This is a genomic window from Pseudomonas sp. GP01-A4 (genome assembly GCF_058780865.1).
The window spans coordinates 1-14,435 of record NZ_JBYSWF010000023.1; the positions used below are offsets into that span (position 1 = coordinate 1).

Sequence of the window (14,435 nt, forward strand, 5' to 3'; positions counted from 1 at the left end):
CCCCCCAATAGACAATGTTCTTCGGATTGGCCAGGGAAATCGCCGCCCCCACCACCAGCGCATTCTGCCCGGACCTGGCCGGCGCACGCCCGGCCTCTGGCAAGCGCCAGGCATCCATCAGGCTGCGAATCCCGAGCCAGGCCAGATACAGCCCACAAACGGCCGTCAGCGGCACCCGCACCGACTCATGCTGGATCAACAACGCCATGCCCGTAAGCCCGATCACCGCCCACACGGCATCGCCCACCAGCGAACCGATCTGCACCAACAACGCAGGGGCAAACCCCTGCAACAGCCCACGGCGCAGCGTCTCCGCCAGCACCGCCCCCGGCGACAGGCAAAACACAAACCCAAACACCAGCGCCGAAAAAAAGATCGTCAACATGCCTGCCTTCCTTCAAGTGATGGCCGGCATTTTAGGGAAGGGTGTGTAAGTCGTCTTGAACCAGATTGCGCTTTTCAGCCCTTGAGCACGCGTTGATAGCGCCCCGGTGTGATCCCGTAGGCCGCCCGGAAATGCCGATTCAGATGGCTCTGGTCAGCAAACCCCAAGGCATGGGCAACCTGCGACGCCGCAACGCCTGAGCGCAACAGCCCCTTGGCGCGCCGGGTACGCAGTTGCATCGCCCACTGGCGTGGACTCAGCCCGGTTTCTTTCTGAAAAGCCCGCAGCAGATGGAATTTCGACAGGCCCAACTCGTCACCAAGGGGCTCGAGTGCCACCGCCTGGTGCAGGTTTTCAGCCAGCAATTCCTGGGCCTTGATCACCAACCCGCGTCCCACCGCAGTGCTGCCAGGCAAGCGGACGCCGCTGCAACCGACGACTTCGCCGAGCAGCACCACCAGGGCTTCCTCACTCAACTCCCGGGCCAGCGGATCGGCACTCAACGCACCTTCAATCGCCCCGGCGAGTTTCATCGCCAACGCCGGCTGGAAGCACAGCGAACGGTCAAACTCCAGGTGCGCCAGACCCAGGTCAGCCGCCAATTGCTCGGCAGTCGCATACAAGCTGACAAACCGCCACGGCTGCCCTTCGGCCGCGCCTCCGCCTTGAATCTGCCCCGGGTTGTACAGGGTGATGCTGCCGGGGCCGGCCTCGAAGGTGCGACGATCCAGCCACACCTGTTCCTCGCCGAGCAGGTTGACGCCGATCACGCATTCATCATGGCTGTGGCGGGCAAATGTCAGGCCGGTGCAGGCGGTGCTGCTGACTTCGTAGTTGCCCAGCCAGGCGTGCTGCATGGAACTCATTGAGGGGGCTCGCTGTGACCGTTGCCCGCGAGCATACGCCGGAAAAGGGCTTCAGATCGACTACTCGCCCGGCTCTTCGGTTACGGCGTGGCGATGCGATCAAGCTCGGCCTTGATTTCGATGGGACTGAGGCTGGCGAACGGAATCTCGAAAAAAGCCCGGCAGCGCCGTTCAATGATTTCCAGGGTGGCGCGGAACGCGGCGTCGACCTGGGCTTCATCGCCTTGAACATCCGACGGGTCCTCCAACCCCCAATGTGCCTTCATGGCCGGGCCGAAATACACTGGGCAAGCTTCTCCAGCAGCCTTGTCGCACACGGTGACGACGATGTCCGGCGGGCTGCCTTCAAAGGCGTCGTTGCCCTTGCTGTACAAGCCTTCGGTGCTGATGCCGGCGGCCTTCAGCGTGGTCAGGCTGCGTGGCAGCACCTGGCCCTTGGGGAAACTCCCGGAGCTGATGGCCTGGAAACCGTCCGGCGCCAGATGGTTGAACAAGGCTTCCGAAAGAATGCTGCGGCAGCTGTTGGCGGTGCACATGAACAGGACTTTCATCAAGCGAACTCCGTCAGAAACTCAGGCGCAAGGCCAGGGCGGCGAGGGTGATCAACAGTACCGGCAGGGTCAGCACGATCCCGACCTTGAAGTAGTAACCCCAGGTGATGGTGATGCCTTTGCGTGCCAGGATGTGCAGCCAGAGCAAGGTCGCCAGGCTGCCGATAGGGGTGATTTTGGGGCCTAGGTCGCTGCCGATCACGTTGGCGTAGATCATCGCGTCCTTGACCACGCCCACGGCGTGGCTGGCCTCGATGGAGAGCGCGCCGATCAGCACGGTTGGCAGGTTGTTCATCGCCGAAGACAGCAGCGCGGTGAGTACACCGGTGCCCAAGGCCGCGCCCCATACGCCATAGCTTGCGAAGGTGTCGAGCCAGGTCGCGAGGTAGTCGGTCAGCCCGGCGTTACGCAGGCCGTAGACCACCAGGTACATGCCCAGGGAGAAAATCACGATCTGCCAGGGCGCTTCCTTCAGCACCTTGCGGGTGGAGATTTTGTGGCCCTTGGCGGCGATCACCAGCAGTAATATGGCGCAGGCGGCAGAAATTGCGCTGATGGGAATGCCCAGCGGTTCCAGGGCAAAGCAGCCCACCAGCAGGATGCCCAGCACCCACCAGCCGGCGCGGAAGGTGGCGCGGTCGTGGATCGCACTGGCAGGGTCGTCGAGGTCTGCCGGGTCGTAGGTTTGCGGAATGTCCCGGCGGAAAAACCACAGCAATACGGCGAGGGTCGCGGCGACGCTCACCAGGTTCACCGGCACCATCACTGCGGCGTATTCGTTGAAGCCGATCTTGAAGTAGTCGGCCGAGACGATGTTCACCAGGTTGGAGACTACCAGCGGCAGGCTCGCGGTGTCGGCGATAAACCCGGCGCCCATGACGAACGCCAGGGTGGCCGCCGGAGAAAAGCGCAACGCCAACAGCATCGACATCACGATGGGCGTGAGGATCAGCGCCGCGCCGTCGTTGGCGAACAAAGCCGATACCAGCGCGCCCAGCAGCACCATGTACGCGAACAGTCGCCGACCGCGCCCACGGCCCCAGCGCGCCACATGCAAGGCAGCCCAGGCAAAGAAGCCCGCCTCATCCAGCAGCAGGCTGATGACGATCAGCGCGACGAAGGTCCCGGTGGCGTTCCAGATGATGTGCCACACCACCGGGATGTCGGCCAGGCTGATAACCCCGCACGCCAGGGCCAGGATCGCGCCCATCGTGGCGCTCCAGCCCACGCCCAGGCCCTTGGGCTGCCAGATGACCAAAATGATGGTGAACAGAAAGATAGCAACGGCTACAAGCATGAAAAGCTCTCCGCAGGATCAGCAGCAGGCGCTGGCCCGTTGTGGTCGGTCACCCATGGTTTCCAGACGCTGGGCGTCTGTTTTTAACCAGGCTTGGTTGGCTTGCAGGGTGTTGTCGAGCACTGCCGTCACCCACTCCGGCAAGGCCGGGTTGAGGCGGTAATAAATCCACTGGCCCTGGCGACGGTCCAGCAGCAACCCGCAACTGCGCAGTTGCGCCAGGTGGCGGGAGATTTTCGGCTGGCTGTCGTCCAGAGCATGGATCAATTCGCACACGCAAAGTTCGCCTTCACGCAGGATCAACAACGTCAGCCTGGCGCGGGTGGCGTCGGCCAGGCATTTGAAGACGTTGGGCGGGGAGAAAAGATCTGACATGGTCAGTGCCTTGATACATATGGAAATACGAATATACGTATTTCCATATGTATTGGTCAAACCTTGTTTCGATTGACCTGCGTCAAGTGCCCGACAATCGATGACAAGTGGTTGAAATTAAACTGAAACACAAATGTCCTAAAGTGCCTGCCCATTGGTGATGAAGGAAGAAAACGTGTGACCCGTGCCACTCGCAACCTGCGCAAGACCCTGGATTCCGTCGCGGACAATAACGAAACCGCGGCGTTTGACCTGATGCGCGCCGTCGAAAAGCTCAGCGATGAAGTGCTGCGCCAGCGCCTGCTCAATACCATCCACCGGCTCAACCAGGACGCCCACGAACTGCGCGAAGCCCGGGACGCGGTGGAGCGGGTGTCGGTCAAACTGGCTTGAGCACGATCGTTCAAGACAATCCCTGATACCGCTGGCATGCTTGTCGACTGACTGTCGATGAGCTTGTTGTGTATGCCTAACGCTCTGCCTCTGAATGCCTTTTCCCGTGGCGCGATTGCGATCATTCCATTGTCCCTGGCGTGTGCGCCGTGGGGATTGCTGGCCGGTTCGACTGCAATTGATGCCCAATTCACGCCGCTGGAAGCCCAGGGGCTGTCGACCATCGTGTTTGCCGGTGCCGCACAATTGGTGGCCATCGGCATGGTCAAGAGCGGCGCCAGCCTGATTTCGATCCTGCTGACCACCTTGCTGCTGACCTCCCAGCATTTGCTCTACGGCATGCACATGCGTCCCACGCTGTCGCCGCTCAAACCACGGTGGCGCATGAGCCTGGGCTTTTTGCTGACCGACGAATTCTTCGCCCTGGTCAGCCAGTACGACCGCCAGACCTTCAATCGCTGGTACGCCCTGGGCGTCGGCCTGACGTTCTATATCATCTGGAACGTCTTTACCTTCGCCGGCATCGTGCTCGGAAAAAGCATTCCCGGGCTGGATCAACTGGGCCTGGAATTCTCGATTGCCGCGACCTTTATCGCCCTGATCACCCCGGTAGTGCGCGACGTGCCGACCATTGTCTGCGTAGCCGTGTCGTTGCTGTGCTCGGTTTGGCTGAGCTACCTGCACTGGGAATCGGCGGTGGTGGTGTCCGGTGTGTTGGGGATGAGCGCAGGGTTTGCCTGCAAGCGGCTGGGAGTAGGGCAACAATGATCTTCGTGATGATTTTTGGCATGGGCCTGATCGTGTTTCTTAACCGCTACCTGTTTCTCGAGCCGCGCCTGCCGGTGCGCCTCAATCGCGGGGCGCGGGAGTTTCTCGGGTTTGCCGTACCGGGGATGCTCACCGCCATCTGCGGCCCGATCATTTTCCTGGCTGATCACAAGCTCAACCTGAGTGTGGGCAACCCCTACCTGCTGGCCGGAATCAGCGCCGTGGCGTTGATGTTCTGGACCCGCAGCGTGCTGATCACCGTGTTGCTGAGCATGGCGCTGTTCTATCTGTTCCGCTGGCTGCTCTGACCAACAAACTCCTGCTACGGGGGGAGCAAAACCAAGGCAAAAAAAAGCCTGCGGGAGGGCAGGCTGGAAGGGAGACTTCTTAAAAATGAGCCTGCCGACTATAGGCGGCGAGGTCTTCCTTCACAGTGAAACAAAGTTCATGAATCTGTCAGCTATTCGATAACCGGGGCGGCGGCTTTCTTGTTGGCTTTCGCCTCGGCCGCCAGGCATTCCAGGGCAAATTGCTCGGTGTAGGTCATCTGGATCGGGGTGCTTTCGCCCTTCACGGTGCGCTCGCCGTCAAGGATGTAGCGGATGCGCTTGTCGGTCACGCCGATGCGTTTGGCGATCCACGAAGGCGTCTGGCCGATGCGGCTGATCAGCTTGTCGGCGTAGTCGGTGGAGGGGTTGTAGCGCTCGGCATTGGGTGTCATGGGGGTTCCGGGTAAAAGCGGGTTCGTAAGTAGGCGGCAGGGTGACGCAATAATCCTTCGGTGTCGCCTGCTAATGGTACAGTCGCGGTTTTTCCAAGGAAGCTTCGGTATGCGGATGGTGGTAATTGGCGCTTTGGTCCTGGCATCGCTGGCCGGTTGCGCGGGCTCGAAGATGAAAGAGGCGCGTACCGGCGCGCCCTACAAAACCCTGGCCTCGGACAAGGCTCCGCTGGTGGTTGCCCAGTGCATCCAGTTCGGCTGGCAGGATGAAGCGGTGTTCGGGGTGGATGCCGGTGGTTTCATGGAGCCTGCACAGGCTGGTGGCTTCACCATCTACACCACGGCAGGTGACTATTTTGTCGACGTGCGCAGTGCCGGCGCCGGCGCCTCCGTCAACTATTACGCGGCCCAGGATGACTATCCGGCCAAGCGCCGCCTGGCGGCACTGGCGACCTGCCTGTAATCCATTCCGTTAGAAAAGTTCAGAAATGCCCTGCGGACAGTCCCGCAGGCATTGTTTTAGTATTTTCCCGCTCACCCGGCGTGACGGCTCTTTACCGGTACAGGGATGTCGAGGCCGGAGCGTCGGGAGGGCAACTGTTTTCTAGCGGGGCATGTACCCCAGGTGCCAGCGCCGCGGAATCTTCAGCGACACCAGCCCCAACAGCGCCGACAGCACCCCGCTGACCAGCAGCGCACGAATCCCCATGTGGTGCTCCAGCAACGCACCGATCACCGCACCCACAAACATCCCGGCCCACGGGATCAGTTGCACGCGCCAGCCGTTGCGGCGTTCACCGAGCATCCAGCGGCCCAGTCCGCGACCAAAGCGTGACAGCGCCCCGGTGACATAGGTAAGCCCCACGGGCAACCCGTTCACTTCTTCGACGGCGGCATTCAACATGCCCATGGCGATGATCGCTGCCAGCAACGCCGGCAATTGATCGGCAAACGGCCAGGCCGCAGCCCCGCACAGCAGGGTGGCGATGCACAGCAACAAGGGCAGGGCGTGGCGCCGGCTGACGCGGCTGACCATCACGCCCAGCGCATTCCCGGCGATAAACGTCGCCACCAGCAACGTCAGGCGCCCGGTAAGGCCCAGGTCGCCTTCGCTGATCGCCACGGCGAGGCGCGTGGTGTTGCCGCTCATGAACGACACAAAATCCCCGCTGGCCATGAAACCAATCGCATCGGTCATGCCCGCCAGCACGGAAAGGCTGGCCACCAGCAGCAACCCGACACGCCCGCGCCATTTGTGGCGATGCAGCAAGGCGGCGTTGGTGTAGGGCTTCAGGGATGAAGGCAGCATGGGGCCGGGTTCCTCGGTGAGATTATCCGGCCACTACCGTAGGGCGCTTCGTGCTCCGCTGCAATGACTTGGCGCACTTACAGGCGTTCGGCCAGTTGCTCCAGAAACATCGCCAGCCCGACTTCCTCGGCTTTCAAGCCTTTGCGCACTCGGGGCTTGGGCAGTTTCGCCAGTTCGCCCAGGCTGAAATGCTCCAGCACCGCCGGGTGGATGTAGCACTTGCGGCACACCGCCGGGGTGTTGCCCAGTTGCTTGGCAACGTTCTTGACCATCTCCACCACATGTTTCTTGGCGTCGGATTCCGGCTGCCACTCAAGCTCGCGCAGCACTGCCAGCGCCAGGGCGCTGCCGGCCCAGGTGCGGTAGTCCTTGGCGGTAAAATCCGCGCCGGTCAGGGTGTGCAGGTAGGCATTCACATCGGTTGAGCTGACGGTATGGCGCTCGCCGTTCTCGTCCAGGTACTGGAACAGGTTCTGCCCCGGCAACTCCAGGCAACGCTTGATCACCGTGGCCAGGCGCCGGTCCTTGACGCTGATCTGGTGCTCGATGCCGCTCTTGCCACGAAACTGGAACAGGATCTCGCTGCCCTTGATATCCACATGGCGGGTGCGCAGGGTGGTCAGGCCGTAGGAGCGGTTGTCGCGGGCATACTGGGTATTGCCGACGCGGATCAGGGTGGCGTCGAGCAGCAGCACCACCGTGGCCAGGACCTTTTCCCGATTGAACCCGGGCGCCTCGATCTGTGCTTCCAACTGTTTGCGCAACTTGGGCAGCGCGCTGCCGAACTGTTGCAGCCGGGAGTATTTGTCGGTGTCGCGCACCTCGCGCCAGCGCGGGTGGTAGCGGTACTGCTTGCGCCCCCGGGCATCCCGCCCGGTGGCCTGCAGATGGCCGCGCGGGTCGGCGCAGATCCACACATCGGTATAGGCCGGCGGCACTGCGAGGGCGTTGATGCGCTTGATTTCGTCGGCATCGGTTATGCGTGTGCCGTCGGCCTTGAAGTACTGGAATTTGCCCCGCAGCTTTTTCCGGGACAGGCCGGGCTGGGTATCGTCGACGTAATGCAGGTCGCGGGGCAGGTCGGCAAGCAACGCAGGATCGGGCATGGCGCAAATTCCTTGGCAGGTATTTCTGATTGACCGCAGGGTTTTGCGGTCGTGCCAACAAGTTTGCTCCCCCGTAGCAGCTGTCGGGCAGTCAGGCCAGTACCGCCACCGCCTTGATTTGCGCCCACAGCGTCTGGCCGGGATGCAGCTGCAACTGGTCCCGCGAGTAACGGGTGATGCGCGCCAGCAGCGGCGTGCCGGCGGCGTCCAGGCTTACCAGCACGTGGGCTGCGTTGTCCGCCGGGATTTCCTGGGTCACCGTCACCGGCAGGCGATTGAGGATGCTGCTGTGTTCCTCGGCCTGCAGGCTCAAGCTGACATCCCGCGCCTGGATCTTGAAACGCAACTGTTTGCCCAGCGCCAATGGTGCATGGGCCACGCGCATCTGCAATTGGCTCGCGGGCAATTGCAGGGTGAGCAACTGGTAATGCTCGTCGTAGGCGCTGACGGTGCCGTTGATCACCACGCCGGCGTCGTCGCCCAGCGCCATGGGCAGGTCCAGCCGGGCCAGGGTTTCGCCGATGGGACCGCTGGCCAGGGCCTTGCCGTCGCTGAGCAACACGATGTGATCGGCCAGGCGCGCCACTTCGTCCTGGGCATGGCTGACGTACAGCACCGGAATCTCCAGTTCGTCATGCAGGCGTTCGAGATACGGCAGGATCTCGCTTTTGCGTTTGCTGTCCAGCGCGGCCAACGGTTCATCCATCAGCAACAGGCTCGGGCTGGTGAGCAGGGCGCGGGCGATGCCGATGCGCTGGCGCTCACCGCCGGAAAGGTGCTGCGGATGGCGGTCCAGCAGGTGGCCGATGCCCAATAGTTCGGTGGCGTGGCTCATCTCCACCCGGCGTTGCTGGCGCGGGATGCGCTTGAGGCCGAACTCCAGGTTGGCCAGCACCGACAAATGCGGGAACAGGCTGGCTTCTTGAAACACGTAGCCCAGGGCGCGTTTGTGGGGTGGCACGAACAGTCCTTTGCGGCTGTCTTGCCAGACCTCGTCGTTGATCTGCACGAAACCCTCTTCAGCCCGCTCCAGCCCGGCGATGCAACGCAGGCAGGTGGTCTTGCCGGAGCCGGAATGGCCGTACAGCGCCGTCACCCCGCGACCGGGCAGGTGCAGGTCGACGTCCAGGGCAAACCCGGAATACTTCAGTTGCAGGCGTACCTCGATCATCGACATCAGCTCCAGCCCGCCTTGGTTTTACGGCTGGAGTAGAGCGCCAGCAACACCAGGAAAGAAAACACCACCATGGACCCCGCCAGCCAGTGGGCCTGGGCGTATTCCATGGCTTCGACGTGGTCGTAGATCTGCACCGAGACCACCCGGGTCTTGTTGGGAATATTGCCGCCGATCATCAGTACCACGCCGAACTCGCCGACGGTGTGGGCAAAACCGAGAATCGACGCGGTGATAAACCCCGGGCGCGCCAGGGGCAGGATCACCGTGAAAAAGGTGTCCCAGGGATTGGCCCGCAAGGTCGCGGCCACTTCCAGCGGGCGATTGCCGATGGCGGAGAAGGCGTTTTGCAACGGCTGCACCACAAACGGCATCGAATAGATCACCGAGCCAATCACCAACCCGGCGAAGCTGAAGGTCAGGGTGCCCAGGCCCAGCCATTGGGTGAACTGGCCGAAGTAGCCGTTGGGGCCCATGGTCAGCAGCAGGTAGAAGCCGATCACCGTGGGTGGCAACACCAACGGCAAGGCCACCACCGCGCCAATGGGGCCGCGCCACCACGAGCGGGTGCGCGACAGCCAGAGGGCTATCGGAGTGCCGATGATCAGCAGGATGACCGTGGTCAGCGACGCCAGTTTCAGGGTCAACCAGATCGCGGAAAAATCGGCACTCGACAGCGGCATTTACAGCTCGTAACCGTAGGACTTGATCACCGCGGCGGCTTTCGGACCTTTCAGGTATTCAACCAGGGCCTTGGCGGCGGCGCTGTCCTTGCCCTTGTTGAGGATTACCGCGTCCTGCTTGATCGGGTCATGCATCGACGACGGTACGATCCAGGCCGAACCGCTGGTGACTTTGCCGTCCTTGTAGATCTGCGACAGCGCTACAAAACCCAGTTCGGCGTTGCCGGTGGAGACGAATTGATAGGCCTGGGTGATGTTCTGGCCTTCAACGAGCTTGTCCTTGACCTTCTCGGTCAGGCCTTCCTTCGCCAGCACCTGGGTGGCGGCCAGGCCATAAGGCGCGGCTTTCGGGTTGGCGATGGACAGGTGCTGGAACTGGTTTTTCTTCAGCACTTCGCCCTTGGCATCGACGTAGCCTTCCTTGGCCGACCATAGCGCCAGGGTGCCGACCGCGTAGGTGAAGCGCGAGCCCTTGACGGTGTCGCCCTCGGCTTCGAGCTTCTGCGGGGTGGTGTCGTCGGCGCTGAGGAACACTTCAAACGGCGCGCCGTTCTTGATCTGGGTGTAGAACTGGCCGGTAGCGCCGTAGGCAGCGACCAGTTTATGGCCGGTGTCTTTTTCAAAGTCGGCGGCAATCGCCTGGATCGGTGCGGTGAAGTTGGCAGCCACGGCCACCTGTACTTCATCGGCATTCGCCGAGGAGAAGGCAAACGCGGCGATCAGGGTAGCGAGGGCCGTGGGGGCCAGGCGTGAGGCGCGAATCATCATCAAGAAGCTCCTTGGGGTTTGCGGCTTGTTAGGCAGAGGGGGACTACCGCTATGTATGGGAATATATAGCGGTTGGCCACTGCCGGTACAGCGCAAAGTTGTCCCGGGAGTTCAGGTTCAGCGTCGGCCGAGTTTTTCCAGGGTTTGCGCGGCCAGTTCGAGCGTCAGGTCATAGCTGGAGATGTCTTTGCCGAGGCGCAGCGCCTGGCCCGACCACAAGTTGCTGAAGCCGGCTTCGTCCTTGGCCTTGAGCGGCATCAACGCACCGCCGGACAGCGGGAACGCCGGCGCCGTGGGGTTGATCGCGCCCAACTCACGCATTACGCGGTTGATGATGCCCCGCGCCGGGCGCCCGGTGAACAGGTTGGTCAGCGCGGTTTCACTGGCCTGGGCAGTGCGCAAGGCGTGGTGGTGTGACTTCGAGACGGTGGCCTCGGGGGTAAACAGGTACGCGGTGCCAATCTGCACCGCTGACGCGCCAAGGGCGAAGGCCGCGACAATGCCCCTGGCATCCCCGATGCCGCCGGCCGCAATCACCGGCACGCGCACGGCATCGACAACCTGTGGCACCAGGGCCATGGTGCCGATCTGGCTATTCAGGTCGTCGCTGAGGAACATTCCGCGATGGCCACCGGCTTCGTTGCCCATGGCGATGATTGCATCGCAGCCGTGCTGTTCCAGCCAGATGGCTTCTTCGACGGTGGTAGCCGACGACAGCACTTTCGCCCCGGTGGCCTTGACCCGGTCCAGCAGGGATTTTTCCGGCAGGCCGAAGTGAAAGCTCACCACTTCGGGGCGGAATTCTTCCACCACTTCACAGGCGGCGTTGTTGAACGGTGCGCGGTTGGAGACGGGCGTCGGCGCGTCAAAATCGGCGCCCAGCTCGCGGTAGTAGGTTTCCAGCAGGTTCTTCCACTGAAGGTCGCGGTGAGCATCCGGCGTCGGTGGCTGATGGCAGAAGAAATTTACGTTCAGCGGCCGCGAACTGGCCTGGCGAATCGTGGTGAGTGCTTCGCGCAGTTGCTCGATGCTGAGCGCCGCCGCCGGCATTGAACCGAGGGCGCCGGCCTGATTGGCCGCAATCACCATGGCCGTGCTCGTGGCATTGGCCATGGGCGCCTGAATGATCGGTAAATCGATGCCCAGCAGGTCAAGAATTCGGGTGTCTGGCCAGGTGCTCATGGGACGCTTCTCCAACGGTGGAATGCTGTTCCGTCGTTTTAGCAGGGCCAGGCAGCACCAGGCCAGTCTGTATTATTCACTGGACGAATCCAGTGTTTCATGGGCGGTTATCAGTTGATGGCGTCGCCCAGTACTGCATGAATCCGTTGGGCAATGTGCGCGGCGTGGGTTTCCAGGGCGAAGTGGCCGGTGTCGAGTAATTCCACCACGGCGTTGGGGTTGTCGCCTTTGTAGGCATGGGCGCCCGGCGGGATGAAGAAGGGATCGTTCTGGCCCCAGATCACCAGCGCCGGCACTTGCGTGGCCTTGAAAAACGCCTGGAACGCCGGGTACAGCGTCAGGTTGTTGCGGTAGTCGAGGAACAGGTCCAACTGGATCTCGTCATTGCCGGGACGCTGCATCAGGAGCACGTCGAGCATATAGGACTCCGGCGCCACCAGCTCCGGTTGCGACACGCCATGCAGGTACTGATAGCGCGTGCCTTCCAGGCTGATGACCGCGTTGCGAATCACCTCGCGATTGGCCTGGCTCGGCTCGGCCCAGTAGGCCCGGATCGGATCCCAGGCGTCACCCAAACCTTCCAGGTAGGCATTGCCGTTTTGCGATATCAGCGCGCTGACCCGTTCCGGGTGGGCCACGGCCAGGCGCAGGCCCACCGGTGCGCCATAGTCGAACACATAGAGGGCATAGCGACTGAGGTTCAGGGCGTCGACGAAGTGGCCAACGGTGATCGCCAGGTTATCGAAGCTGTAGTGGTAATTGCGTTCGGCGGGGACTTCGGTGAAGCCGAAGCCTGGCAAGTCCGGGGCGATGATCCGGTAACGGGTGGCAAGCAGCGGGATCAGGTCACGGTACATATGGGACGAACTGGGAAAGCCATGCAGCAGCAACAACACCGGCGCGGAGGGGTCGCCGGCTTCACGGTAGAAAATGCGCACACCATCGGCATCAACGTGCTGATAGCGAACAACCGGGGCTGAAATCGACATGATCGGAGTCCTCTGCGTAACTGGTTAAATTGATTTGTCGGGTTACTCGTTTTGCAGGCTGCGCTTGAAAATGTAACCTGTCAAATTAATTTAATGGGTTACTGATTGACGAATTTAGTAACTATTCAAAAGCGAAATCAGCGGTTACGATGGCGCGGACTTGAAGAGGATTTGCCATGCCCGCCATCACCCCATCCCCATTGGAACCCTACGTCCTGGCTGATCATCCCGTGCTGGACATGCTCAATACCCGGGCGAATGTCGACGGTGTGCCCTTTGAATTCTGGCAAGGCGATGCCGATGTCGAGCGCTGGCTGGTGCGGCTTGGCTGGGCCGAGGAGGGCGCAGTACCGGTATTTGAGGAGGGGGCACTGCTGGGCGCGGCGCGGGGATTGCGGGAAGTGATCCGCGTGTTACTGGAACAGCGCAAGGCCGGCCAGCAGGGCGATCCCGGCGCGCTGAATGCGTTCCTGCGCAAGGCGGTCAGTCACCCGCAACTGGCTTGGCCGGCGCCTGGCGAGTTGCGGCTGGAGCGCCAGCGCAAGGTGCAGACTGCCGAGCAGTTCCTGGCGCCGATTGCCGAAGCCGCCGCGACGTTACTGGTGGAAGGGGATTTCGGCCTGGTCCGCACCTGCGAACATCCCGAGTGCGTGCTGTGGTTCTACGACCGCACCAAGGGCCACAAGCGCCGCTGGTGCAGCATGGCGCTGTGTGGCAATCGGCATAAGGTGGCCGAGTTTCGCAAGCGCAAACTGGTGTAGACGTCCTCAGGATTCTGCCGGGCTTTCGCGCTCCAGCAACTGCCGCTTGCGCTCGACACCCCAGCGGTAGCCCGACAGATTGCCGTCGGCGCGCACCACGCGATGGCAGGGAATCGCCACCGCCAGGCTGTTGGCACCACATGCCTGGGCCACGGCGCGATAGGCGGTCGGCGCGCCGATGCGCTGGGCGATCTCGGCGTAGCTGGCGGTGCGCCCCACCGGGATTTCCCGCAAGGCTTGCCACACGCGTTCCTGAAACGCAGTGCCGCGCAAATCCAGGGGCAAGTCCAGGCCCAGGGCCGGCGCTTCGATAAAGCCCACCACCTGGGCGATCAATTGTTCGAAGTCGTGATCGGCACCCAGCAGATTGGCGTGGGGAAACTGGTCCTGCAGGTCGCGCACCAGTTTGTCCGGGTCATCCCCCAGCAGGATCGCGCACACACCGCGATTGCTCTGGGCCACCAGAATGGCGCCCAATGAGCATTGGCCAACGGCAAAGCGAATATCCGTGTTGGTGCCGCCGGCTTTGTAGTCGCGGGGCTTCATGCCGAGCAATTGGTCGGCAGCCTCATAAAAGCGGCTGTTGGAATTGAAGCCGGCGTCGTACAGCGCATCGGTCACCGAGTGCTGGTCCTTGAGGCCGTCCCGTACCTTGCGCGAGCGATGAGCACTGCCGTAGCGCTTGGGCGTCAGGCCGGTCACCGCCTTGAACACCCGATGAAAATGGAACGGGCTCAAGCCGGCGAGGGCGGCCAGATCTTCAAGGGGCGGCAGGGTTTCGGCCTGTTCGATGTGCCGACAGGCCGCTGCCACCAGTTGCGCATGGCGTGCGGCCACCTGGGTCTGGTCCCCCGACGCGCGCTTGTTGGGCCGGTAGCCCGCCGCTTCAGCCTGTTGCGGGGTGTCGAAGAACTCGACGTTCTCCGGGCGCGGCCGCCGCGCGGAACTGCTGGGGCGGCAGTACACACCGGTGGTTTTCACACCATAGACGAAGGTCAAGTCGGCCTTGGCGTCACGGGCGACAATCGCGGCCCAGCGGGGGTCTTGTTCGGTGGCGTGGCGCGCGGTCATGGTGGTGGCTCCTGGTTGAAGAATGCCAGGTTAGTC

Annotated in this window: 19 protein-coding genes; 5 read left to right on the plus strand and 14 right to left on the minus strand. The window is 62.3% G+C overall.

The window, feature by feature from the left end; genetic code table 11:
• The 5 genes from AC3WKX_RS15260 to AC3WKX_RS15280 form a co-directional block, all read right to left on the minus strand.
• The coding region (locus tag AC3WKX_RS15260; RefSeq protein ID WP_158244629.1) for a LysE family translocator at positions 1–385 on the minus strand (385 nt) is incomplete at its 3' end.
• A gap of 74 nt (positions 386–459) precedes the next feature.
• Complete coding sequence (locus AC3WKX_RS15265; RefSeq protein ID WP_173883055.1) at positions 460–1,251, minus strand: helix-turn-helix transcriptional regulator; 792 nt, start codon at positions 1,249–1,251, stop codon at positions 460–462.
• Positions 1,252–1,331: 80 nt separating this feature from the next.
• A complete protein-coding gene (locus AC3WKX_RS15270) occupies positions 1,332–1,802 on the minus strand; it encodes an arsenate reductase ArsC (protein WP_087693911.1) in 471 nt (156 codons plus the stop codon).
• Between the two features lie 13 nt (positions 1,803–1,815).
• Positions 1,816–3,099 (minus strand): arsenic transporter, encoded by a 1,284-nt coding sequence (locus AC3WKX_RS15275; protein ID WP_003212605.1) that lies wholly within the window; start codon positions 3,097–3,099, stop codon positions 1,816–1,818.
• 18 nt (positions 3,100–3,117) lie between these two features.
• Positions 3,118–3,474: a metalloregulator ArsR/SmtB family transcription factor gene (locus tag AC3WKX_RS15280; protein WP_102604921.1), complete on the minus strand. Its 357-nt coding sequence runs from the start codon at positions 3,472–3,474 to the stop codon at positions 3,118–3,120.
• Between the two features lie 177 nt (positions 3,475–3,651).
• On the opposite strand from AC3WKX_RS15280, the gene AC3WKX_RS15285 reads away from it, so the two are divergent.
• The 3 genes from AC3WKX_RS15285 to AC3WKX_RS15295 all read left to right on the plus strand — a co-directional run bounded on the left by AC3WKX_RS15285 (position 3,652) and on the right by AC3WKX_RS15295 (position 4,943).
• Positions 3,652–3,867 carry a hypothetical protein gene (locus AC3WKX_RS15285; protein WP_003212603.1) on the plus strand — a complete coding sequence of 72 codons (216 nt, stop codon included), beginning with the start codon at positions 3,652–3,654 and terminating at the stop codon, positions 3,865–3,867.
• Positions 3,868–3,939: 72 nt separating this feature from the next.
• Positions 3,940–4,635, plus strand: coding sequence for an AzlC family ABC transporter permease (locus tag AC3WKX_RS15290; RefSeq protein WP_003212602.1), 696 nt, complete (start codon positions 3,940–3,942; stop codon positions 4,633–4,635).
• Positions 4,632–4,943, plus strand: a complete 312-nt coding sequence (locus AC3WKX_RS15295) for an AzlD domain-containing protein (protein ID WP_008432487.1) — start codon at positions 4,632–4,634, stop codon at positions 4,941–4,943. Before AC3WKX_RS15290 ends, AC3WKX_RS15295 begins: the two co-directional genes overlap by 4 nt.
• 152 nt (positions 4,944–5,095) lie before the next feature.
• On the opposite strand, the gene AC3WKX_RS15300 is transcribed toward AC3WKX_RS15295, so the two are convergent.
• A complete protein-coding gene (locus tag AC3WKX_RS15300; protein ID WP_003212600.1) occupies positions 5,096–5,356 on the minus strand; it encodes a hypothetical protein in 261 nt (86 codons plus the stop codon).
• 109 nt (positions 5,357–5,465) lie between these two features.
• On the opposite strand from AC3WKX_RS15300, the gene AC3WKX_RS15305 reads away from it, so the two are divergent.
• Positions 5,466–5,819 (plus strand): hypothetical protein, encoded by a 354-nt coding sequence (locus AC3WKX_RS15305; protein WP_087693907.1) that lies wholly within the window; start codon positions 5,466–5,468, stop codon positions 5,817–5,819.
• 141 nt (positions 5,820–5,960) lie between these two features.
• On the opposite strand, the gene AC3WKX_RS15310 is transcribed toward AC3WKX_RS15305, so the two are convergent.
• The 7 genes from AC3WKX_RS15310 to AC3WKX_RS15340 form a co-directional block, all read right to left on the minus strand.
• The gene (locus AC3WKX_RS15310) at positions 5,961–6,665 is read right to left on the minus strand and encodes a YoaK family protein (protein ID WP_003212598.1); all 705 of its coding nucleotides are present in this window, start codon (positions 6,663–6,665) and stop codon (positions 5,961–5,963) included.
• Positions 6,666–6,742: 77 nt separating this feature from the next.
• Positions 6,743–7,771 carry a DNA topoisomerase IB gene (locus AC3WKX_RS15315; protein WP_003212597.1) on the minus strand — a complete coding sequence of 343 codons (1,029 nt, stop codon included), beginning with the start codon at positions 7,769–7,771 and terminating at the stop codon, positions 6,743–6,745.
• 91 nt (positions 7,772–7,862) lie between these two features.
• Positions 7,863–8,948, minus strand: coding sequence for a molybdenum ABC transporter ATP-binding protein (gene modC, locus AC3WKX_RS15320; protein WP_102604920.1), 1,086 nt, complete (start codon positions 8,946–8,948; stop codon positions 7,863–7,865).
• On the minus strand, positions 8,948–9,628 hold the full coding sequence (gene modB, locus AC3WKX_RS15325; RefSeq protein WP_102604919.1) for a molybdate ABC transporter permease subunit: 681 nt from the start codon (positions 9,626–9,628) through the stop codon (positions 8,948–8,950). Before modB ends, modC begins: the two co-directional genes overlap by 1 nt.
• On the minus strand, positions 9,629–10,396 hold the full coding sequence (gene modA, locus AC3WKX_RS15330) for a molybdate ABC transporter substrate-binding protein (RefSeq protein WP_102604918.1): 768 nt from the start codon (positions 10,394–10,396) through the stop codon (positions 9,629–9,631).
• 117 nt (positions 10,397–10,513) lie between these two features.
• The gene (locus tag AC3WKX_RS15335) at positions 10,514–11,578 is read right to left on the minus strand and encodes an NAD(P)H-dependent flavin oxidoreductase (RefSeq protein WP_102604917.1); all 1,065 of its coding nucleotides are present in this window, start codon (positions 11,576–11,578) and stop codon (positions 10,514–10,516) included.
• Between the two features lie 110 nt (positions 11,579–11,688).
• Positions 11,689–12,567, minus strand: coding sequence for an alpha/beta fold hydrolase (locus AC3WKX_RS15340; RefSeq protein ID WP_102604916.1), 879 nt, complete (start codon positions 12,565–12,567; stop codon positions 11,689–11,691).
• 176 nt (positions 12,568–12,743) lie between these two features.
• Here AC3WKX_RS15340 and AC3WKX_RS15345 point away from each other — a divergent pair, with 176 nt between their 5' ends.
• Complete coding sequence (locus tag AC3WKX_RS15345) at positions 12,744–13,328, plus strand: CGNR zinc finger domain-containing protein (protein WP_087693903.1); 585 nt, start codon at positions 12,744–12,746, stop codon at positions 13,326–13,328.
• A 6-nt stretch (positions 13,329–13,334) separates the two neighbouring features.
• Here AC3WKX_RS15345 and ada read toward each other — a convergent pair whose 3' ends face one another.
• A complete protein-coding gene (ada, locus tag AC3WKX_RS15350) occupies positions 13,335–14,399 on the minus strand; it encodes a bifunctional DNA-binding transcriptional regulator/O6-methylguanine-DNA methyltransferase Ada (protein ID WP_102604915.1) in 1,065 nt (354 codons plus the stop codon).
• Positions 14,400–14,435: the final 36 nt, after the last annotated feature.